The organism is Aquitalea pelogenes (assembly GCF_001515305.1).
Taxonomy (GTDB): domain Bacteria; phylum Pseudomonadota; class Gammaproteobacteria; order Burkholderiales; family Chromobacteriaceae; genus Aquitalea; species Aquitalea pelogenes.
On the sequence record NZ_LNQV01000026.1, the window covers coordinates 42,830 to 59,442 of the forward strand.

22 protein-coding genes and 1 pseudogene are annotated in these 16,613 nt (G+C 60.4%); 2 read left to right on the forward strand and 21 right to left on the reverse strand.

Annotated features, from left to right (window positions below; genetic code table 11):
• Nucleotides 1-57: 57 nt before the first annotated feature.
• The 16 genes and pseudogenes from AWT75_RS12450 to terL all read right to left on the reverse strand — a co-directional run bounded on the left by AWT75_RS12450 (nucleotide 58) and on the right by terL (nucleotide 12,407).
• Nucleotides 58-1,527 carry a phage tail sheath subtilisin-like domain-containing protein gene (locus AWT75_RS12450; protein WP_239689575.1) on the reverse strand — a complete coding sequence of 490 codons (1,470 nt, stop codon included), beginning with the start codon at nucleotides 1,525-1,527 and terminating at the stop codon, nucleotides 58-60.
• Entirely contained in the window at nucleotides 1,527-1,781 is a 255-nt protein-coding gene (locus tag AWT75_RS22195) for a hypothetical protein (RefSeq protein ID WP_062789376.1), read from the reverse strand. Before AWT75_RS22195 ends, AWT75_RS12450 begins: the two co-directional genes overlap by 1 nt.
• The gene (locus AWT75_RS22200) at nucleotides 1,778-2,023 is read right to left on the reverse strand and encodes a phage protein Gp37 (RefSeq protein WP_062789377.1); all 246 of its coding nucleotides are present in this window, start codon (nucleotides 2,021-2,023) and stop codon (nucleotides 1,778-1,780) included. Before AWT75_RS22200 ends, AWT75_RS22195 begins: the two co-directional genes overlap by 4 nt.
• A 56-nt stretch (nucleotides 2,024-2,079) precedes the next feature.
• A pseudogene (locus AWT75_RS23855) lies at nucleotides 2,080-2,442 on the reverse strand (DUF1834 family protein); the annotation flags it as partial.
• The gene (locus AWT75_RS12470) at nucleotides 2,442-2,864 is read right to left on the reverse strand and encodes a gp436 family protein (protein WP_062789379.1); all 423 of its coding nucleotides are present in this window, start codon (nucleotides 2,862-2,864) and stop codon (nucleotides 2,442-2,444) included. The pseudogene AWT75_RS23855 and the gene AWT75_RS12470, both read right to left, overlap by 1 nt.
• An 84-nt stretch (nucleotides 2,865-2,948) precedes the next feature.
• Nucleotides 2,949-3,149 (reverse strand): HI1506-related protein, encoded by a 201-nt coding sequence (locus AWT75_RS12475; RefSeq protein ID WP_153013322.1) that lies wholly within the window; start codon nucleotides 3,147-3,149, stop codon nucleotides 2,949-2,951.
• A gap of 13 nt (nucleotides 3,150-3,162) precedes the next feature.
• Nucleotides 3,163-4,071: a Mu-like prophage major head subunit gpT family protein gene (locus AWT75_RS12480; RefSeq protein ID WP_062789381.1), complete on the reverse strand. Its 909-nt coding sequence runs from the start codon at nucleotides 4,069-4,071 to the stop codon at nucleotides 3,163-3,165.
• A gap of 10 nt (nucleotides 4,072-4,081) precedes the next feature.
• Complete coding sequence (locus AWT75_RS12485; protein ID WP_062789382.1) at nucleotides 4,082-4,486, reverse strand: hypothetical protein; 405 nt, start codon at nucleotides 4,484-4,486, stop codon at nucleotides 4,082-4,084.
• A gap of 3 nt (nucleotides 4,487-4,489) precedes the next feature.
• On the reverse strand, nucleotides 4,490-5,560 hold the full coding sequence (locus AWT75_RS12490; RefSeq protein ID WP_062789383.1) for a phage protease: 1,071 nt from the start codon (nucleotides 5,558-5,560) through the stop codon (nucleotides 4,490-4,492).
• Between the two features lie 134 nt (nucleotides 5,561-5,694).
• Complete coding sequence (locus tag AWT75_RS12495; RefSeq protein ID WP_161937748.1) at nucleotides 5,695-6,495, reverse strand: hypothetical protein; 801 nt, start codon at nucleotides 6,493-6,495, stop codon at nucleotides 5,695-5,697.
• Nucleotides 6,437-6,934, reverse strand: coding sequence for a DUF488 domain-containing protein (locus AWT75_RS12500; RefSeq protein ID WP_062789385.1), 498 nt, complete (start codon nucleotides 6,932-6,934; stop codon nucleotides 6,437-6,439). Before AWT75_RS12500 ends, AWT75_RS12495 begins: the two co-directional genes overlap by 59 nt.
• A gap of 167 nt (nucleotides 6,935-7,101) precedes the next feature.
• Complete coding sequence (locus tag AWT75_RS12505) at nucleotides 7,102-7,665, reverse strand: phage virion morphogenesis protein (RefSeq protein WP_062789386.1); 564 nt, start codon at nucleotides 7,663-7,665, stop codon at nucleotides 7,102-7,104.
• Between the two features lie 267 nt (nucleotides 7,666-7,932).
• Nucleotides 7,933-8,409, reverse strand: a complete 477-nt coding sequence (locus tag AWT75_RS12510; protein WP_062789387.1) for a hypothetical protein — start codon at nucleotides 8,407-8,409, stop codon at nucleotides 7,933-7,935.
• The gene (locus AWT75_RS12515; protein WP_062789388.1) at nucleotides 8,334-9,209 is read right to left on the reverse strand and encodes a phage head morphogenesis protein; all 876 of its coding nucleotides are present in this window, start codon (nucleotides 9,207-9,209) and stop codon (nucleotides 8,334-8,336) included. The genes AWT75_RS12510 and AWT75_RS12515 overlap by 76 nt, the downstream gene beginning before the upstream one ends.
• Nucleotides 9,196-10,779: a DUF935 domain-containing protein gene (locus AWT75_RS12520; protein WP_062789389.1), complete on the reverse strand. Its 1,584-nt coding sequence runs from the start codon at nucleotides 10,777-10,779 to the stop codon at nucleotides 9,196-9,198. Before AWT75_RS12520 ends, AWT75_RS12515 begins: the two co-directional genes overlap by 14 nt.
• Before the next feature lie 8 nt (nucleotides 10,780-10,787).
• Entirely contained in the window at nucleotides 10,788-12,407 is a 1,620-nt protein-coding gene (terL, locus tag AWT75_RS12525) for a phage terminase large subunit (RefSeq protein WP_062789396.1), read from the reverse strand.
• A gap of 18 nt (nucleotides 12,408-12,425) precedes the next feature.
• Here terL and AWT75_RS21320 point away from each other — a divergent pair, with 18 nt between their 5' ends.
• Nucleotides 12,426-12,878, forward strand: a complete 453-nt coding sequence (locus tag AWT75_RS21320; RefSeq protein ID WP_153013323.1) for a hypothetical protein — start codon at nucleotides 12,426-12,428, stop codon at nucleotides 12,876-12,878.
• 14 nt (nucleotides 12,879-12,892) lie between these two features.
• Here AWT75_RS21320 and AWT75_RS12530 read toward each other — a convergent pair whose 3' ends face one another.
• From AWT75_RS12530 to AWT75_RS12550, 5 genes are read right to left on the reverse strand one after another with little or no spacing between them, the layout of a single operon-like run.
• Nucleotides 12,893-13,393: a DUF1804 family protein gene (locus AWT75_RS12530; protein ID WP_062789390.1), complete on the reverse strand. Its 501-nt coding sequence runs from the start codon at nucleotides 13,391-13,393 to the stop codon at nucleotides 12,893-12,895.
• Entirely contained in the window at nucleotides 13,393-13,614 is a 222-nt protein-coding gene (locus tag AWT75_RS12535) for a hypothetical protein (protein ID WP_045847847.1), read from the reverse strand. The genes AWT75_RS12530 and AWT75_RS12535 overlap by 1 nt, the downstream gene beginning before the upstream one ends.
• A complete protein-coding gene (locus tag AWT75_RS12540; RefSeq protein ID WP_062789391.1) occupies nucleotides 13,601-14,194 on the reverse strand; it encodes a hypothetical protein in 594 nt (197 codons plus the stop codon). The genes AWT75_RS12535 and AWT75_RS12540 overlap by 14 nt, the downstream gene beginning before the upstream one ends.
• A complete protein-coding gene (locus tag AWT75_RS12545; protein WP_045847845.1) occupies nucleotides 14,191-14,424 on the reverse strand; it encodes a hypothetical protein in 234 nt (77 codons plus the stop codon). Before AWT75_RS12545 ends, AWT75_RS12540 begins: the two co-directional genes overlap by 4 nt.
• Nucleotides 14,424-14,831 (reverse strand): M15 family metallopeptidase, encoded by a 408-nt coding sequence (locus AWT75_RS12550; protein ID WP_062789397.1) that lies wholly within the window; start codon nucleotides 14,829-14,831, stop codon nucleotides 14,424-14,426. Before AWT75_RS12550 ends, AWT75_RS12545 begins: the two co-directional genes overlap by 1 nt.
• 576 nt (nucleotides 14,832-15,407) lie before the next feature.
• Between AWT75_RS12550 and AWT75_RS12555 the strand changes: the two genes are divergently transcribed.
• Nucleotides 15,408-16,328, forward strand: coding sequence for an HNH endonuclease signature motif containing protein (locus tag AWT75_RS12555; RefSeq protein ID WP_161937749.1), 921 nt, complete (start codon nucleotides 15,408-15,410; stop codon nucleotides 16,326-16,328).
• The last annotated feature ends 285 nt before the right edge of the window (nucleotides 16,329-16,613 follow it).

Consider the following 16,613-nt stretch of genomic DNA (forward strand, 5'->3'; position numbering starts at 1 on the left):
CTCCAGTTTGTGGCAGCGGCTTTCTCGGGTCTGGTGGCCTCCAGCCGCTGCCGGGTGTTAACAGGCCATGGCAGCGCAATGCCGCGACGGCGTTATTACGGTGGCTACAGCAGCAGGTCGATGCGGCCGGCAATCACATGCAGGCCATTCACCACATCCGCCGGAATGCGCACGCACAGCCAGCCCACGTTCTGCAGGTCGCGCTCCACCAGCACGCCATCCTTGTTGGCATCGACGGCTTCCAGGATTTCCAGCTCCTCCAGCTTGTACAGCACATCCAGGATTTCGCTGCGCACCTTGTCCGGCGTGCGTTCGGACAGCTTGTCGCGGGGAAGCGCTGGTGGTGCGCTGGCGGCAGGCGCGGCGCACATAGTCCAGCGTGCGGATGGTGGTGAGGTCCAGCAGCGCTTCATCCTCCACGCCCTGGGCGTTGCGGGTATAGCTGCTGACGGCGCGCACGATCTGCACCCGGCCGCCTGGGCCGACTTCCAGCGGGGTCAGCCCGTTGTACAGGGCGTTTTCCTGCTCGGTGCGCATGGTCTGGTCGGCCAGTGGCGGCACATCCAGCCCCTTGATTTCCAGTGTGTTGAGCGGGCGGGCCGGGTCTTCCTCGCTGGCCGCTACGGCGGCGTAACCGGCGGCAATCTCGCATGGCAGGGCGAAAGAGCCGCGATGCCAGGCCATGCTGATGCGACCGCTGTTGATCTGCGCCATCAGCGCGGTGCCGGTAGCCAGGCTGCCCGGCCAGCCTGCGGTAGCGATGGCTCCGCGCTGCTCCATGGGGCCGGAGACGAACTCCAGATGCTGGCGCAGCTGTTGCAGGGCTTCGACTTCCGCCAGCGGGCTGGCAATGATCTGATGGCCAGCCGCGGCGACCGCAGCCAGTGCCGGGCGCAGGTCGGGAGCGAGAGTGCCACCATACAGACTGCGATCGGCCCCCAGATTGATACCCTTGGCGTTGGTGGCATAACGCAATTTGATGTCATTGCCCGCCGCCCCTTTGTTGCGGGCGGTCAGCATGAGGAAGCTGTTTTCGACTTTGGCGGTAACCGGCAAATCAGCCTGGCGCGTAATGGCGTTTTGCAGCGCCTTGGCCACCATCTGGCCGGTGTCACCGATGGCCACCGGCACGTCAATTCGCTGTGCGCCTATCCACATGCTGAACACGCCGGCGTTTTCTGCGACGCCGCCCATGTCGAACTTGCCGATGGCCGGGTTGGATGCCGGATTGTCATCCACTGCCACCACGGTGAGTTGCAGATAAGGATTGGCCGTAATCGCTGCCCGTGCCATCAGGTGGGCCTGGCTGCCCTGGCCAAACAGCTGGGCGGCCTGGGCATCGCTGAACACGTCCACCGCTTGCAAGGCCGGCTGGCTGCCGGACGCCAGTCGCTGGCCAATCACCAGTACGCGCTGCGGGTTGCCCGGCAGGGTGCGTACTGCCAGCCGGGTGTTGAATTCGTAGTAATGGCCCGGCTTGCGGGTACTGGCCGGGATGGTGTCGAAGTTGATGTGCTGGCTGGCCATCAGGCTGTTCCTTTCTTGCTGCTGGCGGTTTTTTTGACACCGACTGCGGCCAGCTCTGCGCTGTCGTCGGGCAGGTGGTCGAGGGCAGCCAGATCCTGGCTGTCAGCCTGGTCTGCCTCCAGCAGGTCACCATCGGCCAGCTGGCGCAAGTAATAGGCAGTCGGCTCCACCGTTACAGATTCGCTGTCGCTGATGTAGCGGCGCGGCTGGTCTTCCATCGGCACTTGCAGGCCGGGGGCGGCAATCACGTTCATGAGGTACTCCTGAGCATGTCCTGGGCGTCGGCCTGGCCGTCGTCCGGAGACAGGTGGTAGTTGAGGCCGATACCCAGCAAGGGCGGGTCGGCTGCGCCGGTCTGGCCATGGGCCAGGCTGAACACGGCATCGGGGTCGCGGGCGTCGATGGCACCGTCTTCATCTGCGGCCGGAGGTGTCGGCCAATGGCCAGGCGGCAAGGCTTGCTCCAGCCAGCTGCAGGCAAATTCACAGGCGAACACGCTGAATGCCTGGTCGCCAGACGGGTGTTAAACAGGGTGCGCACCTTGCCTGGCGTTAACGGGCTGATGGCCAGGCCCAGGTCCTGCTCGGTCAGCAGGCGGCGCACCGCCCGTACAAGGGCATAGCTGCCGACTTCGCCGGGGCCGGGGCCGCCCTGACGACCAGCCAGGTGACTGCGTACCGAACGTTCACCCACCATCACCACGTACTGGCCCTGCACCCGGTATTGCTGGCGGCTGGTACTGCGCGGCTTGCTGTCGACAATGCCGCCAAAGGTCACCCACACCGCCGGAAAGCGGCGGATGGCTTCGGGCAGCTCGTCGTCCAGCTCGCCGCTATAGCTGCCCACCTCGCGTACCAGCTGACCCAGGCCCAGCTGCAGGCGGTGGATGATGGCGTTTTCGATCAGGGCAATCATCAGTAGCCTCCGGCATCACGGGCAAACACGCGGCTGCCCGGCTGAAACTGCACGGTGTTGTCGGTAGCCGCCACGCCGCCGTTTGGCATGCCGCCCAGCGTCACCTTGCCAGCGGCGGCCAGGGTGAGAAAGCGGATGGCGTCCTGGTAGCGTTCGCGGATCAGCTCGGTTTGCAGGGTTTCGCTGCCACACAGGCGGTAGCGGGCAATGTCACAGCAATAGCCGCTGATGATGCGCGGCGGCCCGGCCAGCGGCAGCGCATAGCGGGCAGCCAGATAGCCGTCGATTTCCGCCGAGGCATCCACCAGCGCCGCTTGCAGCACGGCCGCATCGATATCGCCGTGCAGGCTGCGGTCGGTCAGGGCGATGACCTCGCGCATGCCAAAACGAGCCGTCATTTCAACCTGCGTGGCGTAAGCCATGCACACCTCCTGTCAGGCGAGTTTCTGCGAGCCGCCCTGCGGCGAAGCTAAATCGAGCCGTCATGTCATCCTGCGTGGCGTACATCAGCTGGCCCCCTTGGCTTTGCTGTTGGCCTTGGCCGTGGTTGCGGGGTCGGGAAGCACTTCCACAACCAGCAGCGGCTCGGCTTGAAGCTCCTGCAGTTGTTCCGGGGTGAAGGTCTCGTCCGGGTGTTCGGTGGGCGTGGCGCTGTGTGCCATGCCAGCACGGCGGAAGCCGTCGTCCCGTGCAGTAATGCGGATCATGTTGTGCTCCTCCTTACCCAGCAGTGCCGTCAGAACCATAAGCAAGCTGCCAGAAACCATAGCCGCCGGCCGCGCGTGCTTCGGCCCCGAACTTGTAACGCTTGCGCATGAACACGTCGTCGGCCTGCGGGTCGGTCTGCTGCACGAATTCCGGCCGCTTGCGCTCCTGGTAGACAAAGGGCTTCACCGGCTTGCTGGTATCCAGCAGATACCAGGCGGTATCCGAGTTCAGCCACGGAGCGACAACGACTTTTGCGGTGCCCTTGTAGGGGTTGGCCTTGCCATCCTCCAGCCGGTCCACCGTCATCAGTGCGTTGGCTTCGTCTTCCAGCGCGGGCCCCACCAGCAGCACATTGGGAGTGATGTTGAGGGGGCGGCCTTCGTCGTCACGGAATTTGCGCATGGCGGTGCGGGCGGCACCGTAGCTGGCGCGTGCCGCCGCCACGCTGGCAGCGGACAGTTTGGCCGTACCCCGGTTGGACACCGACTTGCCATTCACCGGGTGGTCCTTGTCAAAGAAATACTGGCCGTCGTAGCAGCGGCTGCTGAATCCCAGGTTGACCAGCTCGAACACGATTTCATCCGGCAGCTGCTTGGCAGAGAAACCCGCCATCTCGGCCTGCGGCTTGTAGATGCCGAGCTGGTCGTCTTCGATGTCGTTGCGGTCCACCTCGACGGTGGCTTCCCAGTCGTCGTTGACAATGGTGTATTTCGAGGCTTCCAGCGCCTTGACCGCCTTGTCTCCAATCCACTTTTTCATGCGCGGGAAGCGGCTGAGCCAGGCATAGTCGTTCTGCCGGGCACTGGACGGCACCAGCATGGCCACTTCCTGCCACTGGCTGGGCGCGGCCTCGAATGCTTTGTTGAAGATGGTCTTCAGGTTGAGGAAGATGGTCTTGAGGTTGTGGGCATTGATCAGCATGAAGCGCTCCTTACATCAGTACCCAGACGCCGTCCGGGTCGATCTGGATGACGGTGCCGGCCTGGGGCATCTGGCCCCCCATATCAGTGCGACGCACCGTCTGGTTGTCCTGCACATAGCAGGGGCGGTACAGGTTGGTGGCCGGGACGGGATCGTTGGGGCTGTTGTCCCACCTGAAAGCCTTGCCACGGCGCACCAGCACAAATTCGCTACCCGCCGCGCCACTGTTTTGCTTGTTTTCCTCTGCCCGGCCCACGGCCACCATGCTGGGGTTGGGAAAGCTGTAAGCCATGCCGTCGTTATTGGAAACCGTGACGAGGCTGCCTGCAGGGATGGTGACACCCGCTGCCATGGGGAGGCGTAGCAACTGGCCGTCCATCATTGGCGTGTTGCGGTCCTTGTTGGTCTGGGCCATGGCTTAGTCCTTGAGTGCTGCCGGGTCGAGGCCGAACTGCTGGCAAATGGCCAGGGTGTCGGCATCCGGCGTGGTGGGGGCATCGCCTGCCGGTGGTTTTCCACCGGTCTGGGTGCCGGACAGCGCGGCAATGCGCGGTGCAGTAGCCAGATAACTGGTCAGCGCGGCCAGATTGCTGCCGGCCAGCTCCCGCGCCCAGGCTTCCTGCGCCGGCAGCAGCCGGCCATCGGCCAGTGCCGCGCTAATCAACTGCTCCTGCGAGCCGCTTTGCAGCTGGGCGCTGAGGCTGGCGACCTGTTGTTGCAGGGCGCGCATGGTGTCGACCGGCACAAAGCGCGCCGGGTCGGCCTGGTTAGCCGTCAGCGCGGCAATCTGCGTCTGCTGGCTGGCCAGCAACTGGCGCAGGTCCACGCTGGCGGCAGCCATGCCTTTGCCATCCGACAATTGGCCTATCAGTGCCGTTAAAGCGGCCTGTGCCGCAGCTTGGTCGGCCTCGGCGGGCAGGCCCAGCAGCCAGCGCAGTTGCGCCAGCAATTCCTCTATATCCATGGGGGTGGTCTCCGTAGCGGGAGTGGGGAAAAGCGCCCCGGCCAGACGAGACAGGGCCGCCAGTTGCAGCTCCGGCAATTCGTCCAGCGCGGGGTTGTTGGTGAGGGCGACATGCAGCAGGGCAATGACATTGCCCGCCTTGTCGTAAGCGAACACCGGCGACAGATAGCGGTATTCCAGCGCGTCTATCATGGCGGCGGCGCGGGCCGTCCATTGCACATCGGTGGCGTACAAGCCATCGTCACGCCACTCCAGCGTGCCGAACCAGCCGGCAGCCGGCGCAGGCTGGCCATTGACCGGACTGTTCAGGGTCTGGTGTTCGTAGTCGATGACATAGCGCGTCTGGCGCTGGGCTGCCGCAATTACCAGCGCAGCGGCCAGGGCGGCATCCATCCGCCAGTAAGGGCATTCGGTGGGGCGGCCATCACGAGCACGAAAGGTCCCCGCCGGCAGCAGCTTGAGGGCTGTCTGTCCGGGGGTGATGTCAACCGTCAGTGCGGCGATGTGGTGTTCAATAAGTGCCATGCCCCGCAGTGTGCGGGGCATGCTGGGGGTGGGACTGTGTGAAGGGGTTCAGTGCTTAGCGTAGCTAACAAAAAACCTGCTGCTGCCTAGCGCTGCCTTGTGCCAGGGCCGCTACGCTATTTTGTTAGCCGTTCTTAAAACAAAGTGGGTTGGCTCTGAATGGCCTCTAGGTTTTTCGGGCGAAGCAAACCGATAGCAATAAATTGATGTGGATGTGCCTTCATGGTGCCCAGAATGATATGCAGATTCCTTTCTGGTAGCTCGGTTTGATATTTGTACCGTAGTTTGTCCAACCCTTCGGAATGGCCATACTGGCGCGTAAAATTCCAGTAGGCCGCCTGAACTTCCCAATCGTGCAGTGTCATCTCGGAAGATTTACCTGCGGAGGTGTAACGGTATTTAAAGCTGTACTGCGGACTTGGTAGCGGGGATGTTGCATTGTCGTTAAACAACAATGACTGTTGATATACCGACTGAATGGCTTCACGTTCTGCCATCTGTTCATCTGATAATTTGTTCATGATGAACCTGATCGAACCTTCGTCTGGTTTGATGATGCCCAGGCTACGTTTGGTGATCTGGTTTTCGGCCCGAAGGGCCTCCAGTGAGGCTGATACGTGAGGTAACCATAACCGATGCTTGCTTTCCTGTTCGCTTGCTTTGGCTGCTGTCAGTATTTTGATGCTGTCAGGGTTGACCTTGTAACTTTCAGGTCGGTGATCGCTGGTATTTCTGGCACAGGACACTTCGATAATGTCGTAGCGGTTGAAGCGTTGCTCCTTGCTCAACTGGCGATAAGGTATCGGATACAGCCGCAGAAACTGGCCGGTATCAATACAGATACCAGCACAGCAAACTGTTTCACGCATTAATTGACTAGGCTGGGGATGTGCCTTGACTAAAACACAGATCCTGCGGGTTTCCGGTTCTGACATGGTGTTGAACGCCCAAGTGAACGGGTCTGGCACCTGTGATATTGCCCAACTCCCTAGCCACAGATGAGCGGTGGCATTGCTTGGGGTCACGCTCGTAACACATCAGTGCGACATTCCCATCGATTTTAGATGACAAATCAATGAGAAAATCATACTGCGTATCCAGATAGGCATCAAACTCCCTAAAGTACTGGCCCCAGTCGCCAGTGGCCTTCAGATTGTTGCGTACTGGCTTGGGTGCTCCCAAGCTTCTGATATGCTGGTACTCGATACCAGCGCAAGTAACCAGCAGATTAAGGGCAGTCTTGGAAAACCCGGTCTTGCGCGAGAGGGGCATTTCTCGGATGTCCAGCAATACATCGACATTGGCGGACTTGAGGGTGGCAATGAAGTCGGCAACATCTGCCCCTTCGTAGCCAATGGTAAAAATCTTATTCATGGTAAACAGGCTCCTGCCCAGAGTGTAACTGCTTGCGCTTTCCAATAGTAGTTGTCTTGTTGCCCGTTTAAACCCCGTTTAATTTCAACGATCGCCCCTGCGCTGCGGCACTGCCCCATCCGGGCAGCTTGCAACGCGCCAGAGGCCGTTTCTGCGCCTTGTTGCTATTACTGCCCGACCACCCCGCGCAGATAGTCCTCCACCGCCCGTTCTATCTCTCCCTCATCCCACGCCGTCAGTTGCAGGAAGGGCCGTGCCGGGATCTTGCTGCCGGGGTGGTTCACCTGCTTCACCGGGTGGCGGCCGGTGGCCCAGGCCAGGGCTTTCTTGTTGCGGGGGCGGATGGTGTGGGCGCTGGTCTGGCCGCCGAACTGGTGGATGGCGGCGTATTTCACATTGGTACCGACCTGGGCGCTGTTGGCATCGCTAGCCGGGGTGATGCTGCTGGCCAGGCGGCCGCTGTCTTGCAGCATCTTGCCACCGCGTACCTTGCGCTCGAAGCGGGCGGCGGATACCTGGCCGCGTTTGGTCAGTGCCCCGGCGCGGGACAACCAGGATGAAGGTTTCAGCCCCAGCCAGGCCGGGCGGCCTTCTTCGGCAAAGTTCTGCTCCACCGCATCGGCCATGATGCCGGCGATATTGCGCATCAGCGGGGCGGTGTGGCTGGTGGCCTGTTGCAGGCGGCGCAGTGTCTGTTCTACAGAATTTATCTTTACATTAAGAGAAATCATGGTCTAATTTTAAACAAGGTATCGGTAGCAGGGTTTTACCCGGGATGTTGTATGAGGCGAGGGCTGGTCCGTCGCTGTCTGTCTGTCGAGCGCTTTTTCAGGTTCTCCCGGTACCACCAATTTCACAAGCCGTCCTTTGGGGCGGCTTGTCACTTTGTAGTGCAGTGCTGCGCTATACTGGTGACTAGCCCGGAAACACGGTGAATCTCCCTGCCGTAGGACGTTGCAAGACGGATCGCGTGAGAGTGCCGGGAGCCTCTCCCGGGCTTATTTCTCCCATATCAAACGGCTGCTCTTTCTGATGCGGCTGACTTCCTTGTCACTGGTTGGATAGAAACTCTGCAACCAGTTTTCCTTGCCGTCCCGCGTCACCTTGACCACCGCCGCCCACCAGCGGCCATGCTGTCGAACAAACTTCAAATGCAGATCGCGTTCGGCCAGGATCAATTCCGGCTGCTCCAGCACCTGTTGCACCCGCCAGTAGTCTTCCAGTGCCACTGCCTGTCCCTGGCGGTGAGCCAGTTGTTTGATCAACGTGTCGTCAGACAGCCAAACCGTCTGGCTGTGTGTGCTCAGTCTGGCCATGTCGGACGGGTGCAGCACGCCCACCGGCCAGCGCTGGCCGCTGCCCAGTGCCTGGCGCAGTACGCTGCTGTCTTTGCCATCCTTTAATGACTGACTGACCGCCTGTTCCAGCCGGGTATAGCTGCGGGCGAAGTCCGGCCCGCTGAGGCTGCCTTGCACGTAGTGGCGGGCGATGTCAGCCGGGTAATTGTCCAGCTCCGGTTGCCAGGCGGCGGCGGCCGGGGTTCCAAGCCAAAACCGGCATCGGCCATGAAGCGCTGGCCGGTGAGCGGGTTGGTCCATGCCGGGGCCGGGCGGGTGTTGCCCTGGCGGTCGATGGGCTGGTCCACGGTTGCCAGTTGGCCGTTGCTGTCATCGGCCTGCAGGCCCAGGCGGGTGAGGTCTGCACTGCTGCGGGTGCGTACCCGGCAGCGGCAGCGCCAGCCATTGGGCGGGTAAAAGCTGCGCCAGAACGGGTCGTCAAAGCGGAACACACGGCCATGCAGCTGACGGTGCATGGGGCGGGTGCGGTTGTCCATCACCGCCACATATTCCCACCACGGCCGCGCCTCGGCATTGTCCAGCTGCGCCCGGTAGCGCCCGGCCATATAGGCCGACTGCAGATTGGTGCGGAAGATGGTGTCCAGCCGGCGCGGGTTCAGCCGCTTGCCGATGATTTCGCCGCTGTCCGGGTCCACGATGCGGCCCTTGCCCCACCAGCCCTTGGCCTCCAGTAGTGGTTGCAGGCGGTTCTGGAAGTCGGCCAGGGTTTGGCCATTTTTTAATACTTCGGCAAGTGCCTGCTTGATGTCAGCCAGGATGTCGAGTTTGGTGACGCCCGCCACGGTAAAGGCGCGGGCGTGGGCTTCGCCCCACACCTCCTGCCAGTTAAAGCCGATGGTGTAGCCCTTGGCTTCAAAGTAGCGGATGGCCTGCTCTGGCGGCAGGCTGATGGCAAAGCTTAAGTCAGCTGTCGCCATGCAAGCGGCCCCACAGATCAGCCACAAAGATGGCCTGGGCCAGCAACTGTTGCAGCTGGCTGTCTTCCAGTTCCGGCCAGGCCATGGCCAGGCTGGCCATCACCTTATCCGGATTTTCGCCGGACTGAATGCGGGAAATCAGTGGGGCCAGCAGCTGCTGCACGGCACTGTCCAGCTGCGGCAGGCTGATGTCGTCGATGGCTTGCTGGTCCGGGTAGACCAGTTCGCCGTCGCTATTACGCAGCACGGCGCGGTAGTGCAGCGCGGCCTTGTCGGGTTTGGTTGCTGGCCGCAGTGCCGGTGGCAAGGCCAGCTCCGGCCGTGGCGCGCTCAGCACTTCCTCGCCCTCGGCCGGGGCCGGGATGGCCAGCTTGTCACGCACCCAGCTGACCGGCACTTTCAGGCCCAGCCCCACCAGCCTGGGCAGGCTGTCGGCATAGCTGGCCATGTCCTCCACGGCGCGGGTGTCGAACACCAGGCGCGGCAGGCGGCGCGGGTCGATCTGGCCACTGTTGAGCACCGCCAGCGGGTAGAGCAGATCGCGGCTGAGCGTGCCTTCCAGCTGGCGGGCATCGCTGACCGTCAGGTCGTGGCGCACTTCATTGTGGATCTGCCCCAGTGCGTTGGTGCTGGTTTTGCCGTCGGCCTGGCTGGTGAGGGTGCCGCCCAGGATGGCCTTGCTCTGGGTGCGTTCGCACCAGTCCATCATCGCCTGAAAAGGGTCGTGACTGCCCTTGGCTGCTTCCTGGAACTCGATCAGCATGCCTTCCGGGATGATGCCGGCAGCGTTGTGGCCAATGCCCGCCACCGCCTGCAGCAGGGTGGTTTTTTCAGCATCGGTGGCCCCGCTGGGGTATTTGCCCACCCGCAGCGGCAGGCCGTAGATTTCCAGAAACTCGGCCAGGTCCCGCACCGCGTAGTTCTTGAACAGATAAGGCCAGCACAAAACACGGTGCAGCCCGGCGCGGGTAAGGTAGCCGGACTTGGCGCGGTGCTGGTGCAGTACCCAGCCAAACGGCCATAACACTGCGCCTTCGGTGCTGCCATCGCGCAGGCGCAGTGCGTTGCCGTTTTCTGGCAGGGTCTGGAACCAGCGCTGTGGCCGATGACTGAGCTTCTCCGGCAGCCACTCCCGCCCCAGCTGCTGCCAGTGGATTTCCAGCGCGGCAAAGCCATGGCCGATGCCGTCCAGGCAATCCAGCAGCACGTCGTCCAGGTCGGGCATATTGTCCAGCCATTCCTGCAGGCGGCCAGCCAGGGATTTTTCGGCGGCGCTGGCCTGTGGCGGGGGCACGATGGACCAGTCCAGCGTCAGCAGCACGCGCTTGCGCTTGCTCATCTCGGCAAAGATGTGGCCGTCCTTTTCTTCCATATCGGTGAAGAGGTCGGCCTGGGCGCTGAGCACGCCCTGTTCGGCGTCTTCCAGCACGCGGTGCAGCCGCGCCGGGGTAAGGCCGCGTGAGGGATGCTCGGCAAACTCCCGTGTTACCCAGCCAATGCGGGCGGTTTGTGGTTCGGCCAGCACTTCGCGCTGGAGGGGCTGGCCGTATTGATCCAGCAGACGGGGCATGGCGACTCCTACCAGGCACCGCCGCCAAAGGCAGCGGCCTGTTCGCGGTGAACCGGGGTATAGGCGATGGCGTTGCTGCTGCTGGTGGCGGCGGCCCATAGCATCTGCAGCGCGTCCGGGCCGTCGTCGTGGTCGGCCTTGGGAAAGTGGCGCAGCTGCTCGATCAGTGTGTGTTGCGAGGGATGCAGGCGGATCAGGCCATTGGCCATATGCGGTTGCAGGGTTTCGATGCGCAGCAGCTTGTCGGCAATCGGCGTGACACCACGCGCCGGCACCGGGATGCCACGTGCAGCGGCACGTTTCACCAGCTCGGTACGCATGAATTCCTGGAACTGGACGGACTCCACCAGCCACAGCAGGCAGTGGTATTGCTGCTGCAAGGCGATGACGTCTTCAATGATGCGGTCCGGCAGGCGCTTGCGGATGCTGGCTTCCACCACGTCCAGCACGCCGTTGTGGCGGTTGTAGCCGCCCACCAGGATGGCGGACGGGTCGCGGCTGGCACCGGCCCGGCCCAGCGAGGGGTCGCAGGCCCCGTAAAACAGCCACTCGGCCAGGCGGTTGACCCAGAAGTGGATGCACTGGGCAAACGGGGCATCGTCGCCGGACAGCGGGTCGTTTTGCTGTTCGCTGTCGAATGCCGCCTTGCCATCGCGGGCGCGCTTTACCATCAGCCGGTAAAAGCTGGTGCCGCCCGGCCAGCAGATCTGCACCCCGGCGTCCATCTCCGGCTGGTGTGCCTGGTAGTAGGCGAGGGCGGTATCCACCCCCTGCGCCAGCAGCAGCTCGGTCCAGTGGTCCCACAGGTCCATGCGTTCCGGCCATTGCTCCACGGCGCGAAACTTGGCCCCGTGCCACAGCGGGTTGGCCAGCAGCCGCGCCAGCACCGAGTCGTAATGCAGGATGGTGCCGATGATGAACACGTCCAGGCTGTCGTCGGCATCGCCCAGCGACAGCAGGCTTTTGTTGAGCCAGGCATGCAGCTTGTCGCGCTGCTCCGGGCTGCGCACATTGTCGTCGTTTTCCAGATCGTCGCCGATCACCAGATCCGGCCGCCACGGCCCGTGCCGCCGACCGCGGATGCGCTTGCCGGAGCCGAACACTTCTATCTTGGCGTCATTGCGGGTCAGAATGGTGCCCACCTGCCACACCCGGCCCTGACCGCAGGCTTCGGGAAAGTCACACAGCAGGCGCGGGTTGAATTCCAGCTCGGCCTTGATGGCTTCCAGCATCGGTAATGCCTGGTCCAGCGCGTCCATCACCAGGATGGGGTAGTGCTTGCGGCCGGTGATGACACACCACAGCGTGCCGATCTGGGTGATCAGCGTGGACTTGGCATGGCCACGTGGCGCGGCCACTGCGTCGTGGTCGCCGAAGTGGTTGTCGATGATCTGCTGGAAGCGGGTAAACAGGTAGTCGTGCAGCCGTGCTGGTTCGCGCCGGGTGTAGTGCGGAAAGTAGGTAAGTGCAAAAAAGCGGAAGCTGGCCATGGCCTGCAGCCGGCGCGCCTGACTGGCGGCCGGGTCCGGGTCGAAGCCTTCGCATTCGGCCTCCAGCTGGCTGCGGTAGGCAGCGGCCAGCTGGGCGAGGTCCTGCAGGAAGGATTTTTTGGTAAACTTATATTTCATTTGCATAGGAGCTTATCAATGATCGACTGGATAACAGGTGCGTATTCAGGTTTGACTGCAGCCAAGGACATCACTAAGGCACTTATTGAAATCAAGGAAGCTGCTGCAGTCAGTGGAAAAGCGCTTGAGCTGAATGCCGTGATTCTGGATGTGCAGGACAAGCTGTTTAACGCCAGGAACGAACGTGAAGATTTACAACGCCAAATAAAAGAGTTGGAATCTAAACTTGCGAGTGTTGAGTCGTGGGAAGAGACTAAATCCCGATATCAGCTTGTTTCCATCCATGATGGATGCCATGTTTACATCGAAAATGGACAGGAACCTGATCTCCATAGCCCTCCTCCTTACTACTGTCCAACGTGCTTCCTTAATAGAAATCTTGTTATTCTTCAAAGTCCGATTCGAACAATGAATAGGAGGACTTACAAATGTGCAGTATGTGGAACCGAGACTCTTGAGACTCGAGCATAAACATTTATCCATTTTTATCCGTAAGCCTTAGCCAACTCCTCCCCAAACGGCTCCAGCACCTCGACAAAGGCCTGGGCGTGTTTGGGGTAACGCTCCCGGATAAACCCAGCCAGCTTCTGCACCACCTCCATCGCGGTGGCCAGCTGGCTGGTTTCCGGCAGCACGCGCTTGCTGGCGGCCACCGTCTTATTGAAGCTGTCAGCCAGGCTGGCCAGAATCTGCACCTTCTTTTCCGGCGGGATGTCCGGGTTGGCATTCAGCGCGTCCATGGTGGCCTGGTACTGGGTCATGAAGCCGGCCAGCGCGGCGCGGGCCACGGCTTCGATGCCGTCGCCGGCCAGCAGGTGGGCGGCGCGCAGCTTGTCCCAGTCATCGCCTTTGTCCAGCGCCTCACGCTTCCAGCGGCTGGCGGTGGACTGGGAAATGCCGCATTGCAGGGCGGCGATTTCCAGGCTGATGCGCTCCAGCACATACAGGCGGCGCAGCTTGTCGCGGGTGTCCTGCCCGTGTGCCACTACAGGATTCCACGCTTGATCATTTCCGCCGCAATGGCGGTGCCGATGGCGGCAATGGCTCCGCTGACCGCGCCGTTCTTGGAGGCGCGGATTTCCACGTCGCGCAGGCGGCCGTCCATGCGGTCGATGCGCTCGTTGTGGATGTTCTGCCGCGCCAGCATCAGGTCCATCTTGCCTTCCATGCGGCCCAGCGCACGTTGCAGTTCTTCATGGTCCGGCATGGGCTTCTCCTTGGGTTGGCGGAAACAGCGCCTGCCAGGCATCCAGTTGCTGTTCCAGCTGCTGGCACCACTGGCCATAGTCGGCCGCGTGGTACAGCAGGGCTAAGGGTGGTAATCCGCCTGCGGCGGTGGTGGTTTGATCGGCTTGAACCGCAGCTCCGGGGTCGGCTGCGGGCAGATGTGCATCGTCACTGGCGTAACCGAGCGCGGCGCGATAGAGGCGCAGGCTGTCAGGGCCAAGGCCAGTAAAGCGCTCGCCATCCTGCTGTACGACATGGGCAATCCTCCGGCTGAGTTGTGCCTGCTGGCGGGCCAGGTCGGCGCGGGCTTGCAACAGCGCCACGCCCACCCGGTAGGCCTGTTCTTCAAGCTGCTGTTTGTCACGCAGCGCGCTGACCAGCGCCTCGGCCTGGGCTTCCGCCTGCTGGCGCTGTTGTTGGGCATAGTTGGCTTGCTGTCGGGCGATATCGGCCAGATTGCTACGCTCGGCCCAGCGGTATCCGGCGGTAAACAGCCCGGCAGCCAGGGTGACCGCACCCAGCAGCCACACCCAGCGGTGGTTGGCAAAGGGCAGCGTCATCGGCCTTCCTCCTGCTGCAAGGCATCGCGGGCAATCGCCGCTCGCTTTGATGCCTGGTTCTGCGCCACCCAGGCCGCCAGATAACCGACATACAGCCACTCATCCAGCTTGCCCTGCACGGTAATCCACAGCAGCACCAGCGAGCTGACCACAAACGCCCCCACCAGCGTGCTGTCGCTGGTGGACAGCCGCCCGCTGGCCGGGTTGCGGATCAGGTCCAGCCAGCCCATTACTGCCACCCCCTGGCCAGTTCAAAATGCGGAAACTCGCGGAACCGGGCTTTCGGGTTGCCATACCAGTTCAGCCCCAGCCCCTCGCCAATACGGCCCATCACTTGCCAGTGCGGGTGACGGGCATCCCATTGCGGCTTGCCACCTACCATGGGCACGGCATCAAAAGCACGGGACGCGGCCTTGCCCTGGATGGTGTGGTTGTGGGCGGACTGCCCGGCGCGGGCATTGGTGACTTTCGGGCCTGGCTTGCTGCGGCCCTGGGCATATAAAGCATCCTGCTCGGCTCCGGAGCGCCAGGTGCAGTAAATCAATACATCCACCCCAGCATCCGCGCACTGGCGGACAAAGGCATGCGCCAAGGGCTGCAAGTCGGGGTGAAGGTCGGAAAGAAGGCGGCTGGCCATGGTGCTGGCGTCCATCAAAGTAGGTAATGGCCACCAGAATAGAAAAGCGCCCCGAGTGGGGCGCTGTGAAGGGGTTCAGTGGGGTGAGGCTGTCAGGCTATGCTGACAAATGACAACAAGATGTCGTTGGCACTCTCTCTTTGGGCGGAAGAGCAACGACAGCGGGGGCTAACCCTTGCTGACTCGGATAATTTGGCTATTCATGATAATGTAATAGCGATAACTGCCATCGGCTAACAGTAGAAATTTCGCAGTTTCCAACTAGCTGAGACTGGTTGTCATAGACATATGCGTTGTCTGCAGTCTTTTTGTTGGGTATCTGTGAGTGGATGGAGTTACCTAAAGCCATCCCATCTGTAGCTGATGGGATGGCTATGAATTGACTATGTGGATGGACAGTCAGTTGTTGGTGGTCGTGTCCTTTGGTAGTTTCATTTGGTTATGTACTTCACGGATTGAGTAAACCCAGATTGTTGAAATTAACGGAAAAAATACTCACATCTGCTCTACACATTGATTGATTTAACGTACACCTGTACGGGTGTATATTTGATGACATGCACTACAGGCCAGAATATGACCATCAAACAGAAAGATATAAAACTTCTCTGGGGACGCTCCGGAAATCGTTGTGCAATCTGCAGGGTAGTACTTACACAGGATGCTTTATCAGTAACCTCTAGTTTTACGCTGGGCGAACAAGCTCATATTGTAGGAGATAAGTCCGGATCGGCTAGGTCAACAAGCCCGCTAACTGCAGAACAGAGAGATAGCTATCATAATTTAATCCTGCTCTGCCCTACACATCACACTGAAATTGATAGCAATGAGCCTGACTGGCCAGTGGAGCGCCTTCATCAAGTTAAGTCAGAACACGAGCTTTGGGTGACTGAAACACTTAGTGAAACCGTTGATCACGTCAAAATAGCAAAACAGGCAATTATTGCATCCATAGTGGACTCTGCTGTGGAATTATGCGATCTAGAAAATTGGCAAAACTGGACTAGCTTCGCCTTGTCCCCCGACCCAAGGTGGGAGAAAAAGCGACCTAATATGCATTTCGATTTTCGTCAAAAAATTATTTCAGCCATTTGGCCAAGTGATTTTGAAGAGCTAAAAAATTCGGCAATCACTCTTTCTATTCTGCTCAACCAGGCAGCGCAAAAATATCTTGAGCATGCTGACCTGCATGGGGATTGCTACTATCCGTTCAAATTTTACAAAGCAATGAGTTACAATCCGAATTACGATAGGGACTTGAGGTTGTATACGGAGTGGATGGATGAGTGCTATTCATTAATATACCAGGCAACAAAAGCGGCGAATTGGTTTGCTGATATTGTCAGGCGAGATGTTAATCCGATGTTTTTCGCAGAGAAAGGAAAATTCCTAATTATGGAAGGACCTTTTTCTGATCTGTCCTACAGGACGAGGTTGCTGGAATTCTCCGAGGATGAAAAAAATTCTATGCCAAAAGCTCTGTTCGAACATGCATGACAATTTATTAAGTTAACTCGCTGTCGCCGATTAAAATACTCTACTTGGTCTGGAATTATATTTCACAAGAAAGATTGTGATGGATTTATTGGTCGAGGCAATTTCAAGTTGGCATTAGCATTTTTTCACTAGTTAAAATTTTCTTTCAATACTACACATCTGCCGTTCGGTAATTTTGTACTCCGGCGCCAGCTGGTGCATGGCGTGGCTGGCTGGTGGTGAGGGCGGCAGGCCAAGGAACTGCCATCCTCCGATGCTCCGGTATGGGAAAGCGCTGCGGCGCGG

Excerpts from the sequence above, each read along its gene's own strand:
- AWT75_RS12550 (WP_062789397.1), bottom strand. The coding sequence starts at position 14,831 with ATGGCCAGCCGCCTTCTTTCCGACCTTCACCCCGACTTGCAGCCCTTG.
- AWT75_RS12540 (WP_062789391.1), bottom strand. The coding sequence starts at position 14,194 with ATGACGCTGCCCTTTGCCAACCACCGCTGGGTGTGGCTGCTGGGTGCG.
- AWT75_RS12450 (WP_239689575.1), bottom strand. The coding sequence starts at position 1,527 with ATGGCCAGCCAGCACATCAACTTCGACACCATCCCGGCCAGTACCCGC.
- AWT75_RS12515 (WP_062789388.1), bottom strand. The coding sequence starts at position 9,209 with ATGGCGACAGCTGACTTAAGCTTTGCCATCAGCCTGCCGCCAGAGCAG.
- AWT75_RS12505 (WP_062789386.1), bottom strand. The coding sequence starts at position 7,665 with ATGATTTCTCTTAATGTAAAGATAAATTCTGTAGAACAGACACTGCGC.
- AWT75_RS12535 (WP_045847847.1), bottom strand. The coding sequence starts at position 13,614 with ATGCCGGACCATGAAGAACTGCAACGTGCGCTGGGCCGCATGGAAGGC.
- AWT75_RS12495 (WP_161937748.1), bottom strand. The coding sequence starts at position 6,495 with ATGTCAGAACCGGAAACCCGCAGGATCTGTGTTTTAGTCAAGGCACAT.
- AWT75_RS12475 (WP_153013322.1), bottom strand. The coding sequence starts at position 3,149 with ATGATCCGCATTACTGCACGGGACGACGGCTTCCGCCGTGCTGGCATG.
- AWT75_RS12545 (WP_045847845.1), bottom strand. The coding sequence starts at position 14,424 with ATGGGCTGGCTGGACCTGATCCGCAACCCGGCCAGCGGGCGGCTGTCC.
- AWT75_RS12470 (WP_062789379.1), bottom strand. The coding sequence starts at position 2,864 with ATGGCTTACGCCACGCAGGTTGAAATGACGGCTCGTTTTGGCATGCGC.
- AWT75_RS22195 (WP_062789376.1), bottom strand. The coding sequence starts at position 1,781 with ATGAACGTGATTGCCGCCCCCGGCCTGCAAGTGCCGATGGAAGACCAG.
- AWT75_RS21320 (WP_153013323.1), top strand. The coding sequence starts at position 12,426 with ATGATCGACTGGATAACAGGTGCGTATTCAGGTTTGACTGCAGCCAAG.
- terL (WP_062789396.1), bottom strand. The coding sequence starts at position 12,407 with ATGAAATATAAGTTTACCAAAAAATCCTTCCTGCAGGACCTCGCCCAG.
- AWT75_RS12480 (WP_062789381.1), bottom strand. The coding sequence starts at position 4,071 with ATGCTGATCAATGCCCACAACCTCAAGACCATCTTCCTCAACCTGAAG.
- AWT75_RS12485 (WP_062789382.1), bottom strand. The coding sequence starts at position 4,486 with ATGGCCCAGACCAACAAGGACCGCAACACGCCAATGATGGACGGCCAG.
- AWT75_RS12555 (WP_161937749.1), top strand. The coding sequence starts at position 15,408 with ATGACCATCAAACAGAAAGATATAAAACTTCTCTGGGGACGCTCCGGA.
- AWT75_RS12490 (WP_062789383.1), bottom strand. The coding sequence starts at position 5,560 with ATGGCACTTATTGAACACCACATCGCCGCACTGACGGTTGACATCACC.
- AWT75_RS12500 (WP_062789385.1), bottom strand. The coding sequence starts at position 6,934 with ATGAATAAGATTTTTACCATTGGCTACGAAGGGGCAGATGTTGCCGAC.
- AWT75_RS12520 (WP_062789389.1), bottom strand. The coding sequence starts at position 10,779 with ATGCCCCGTCTGCTGGATCAATACGGCCAGCCCCTCCAGCGCGAAGTG.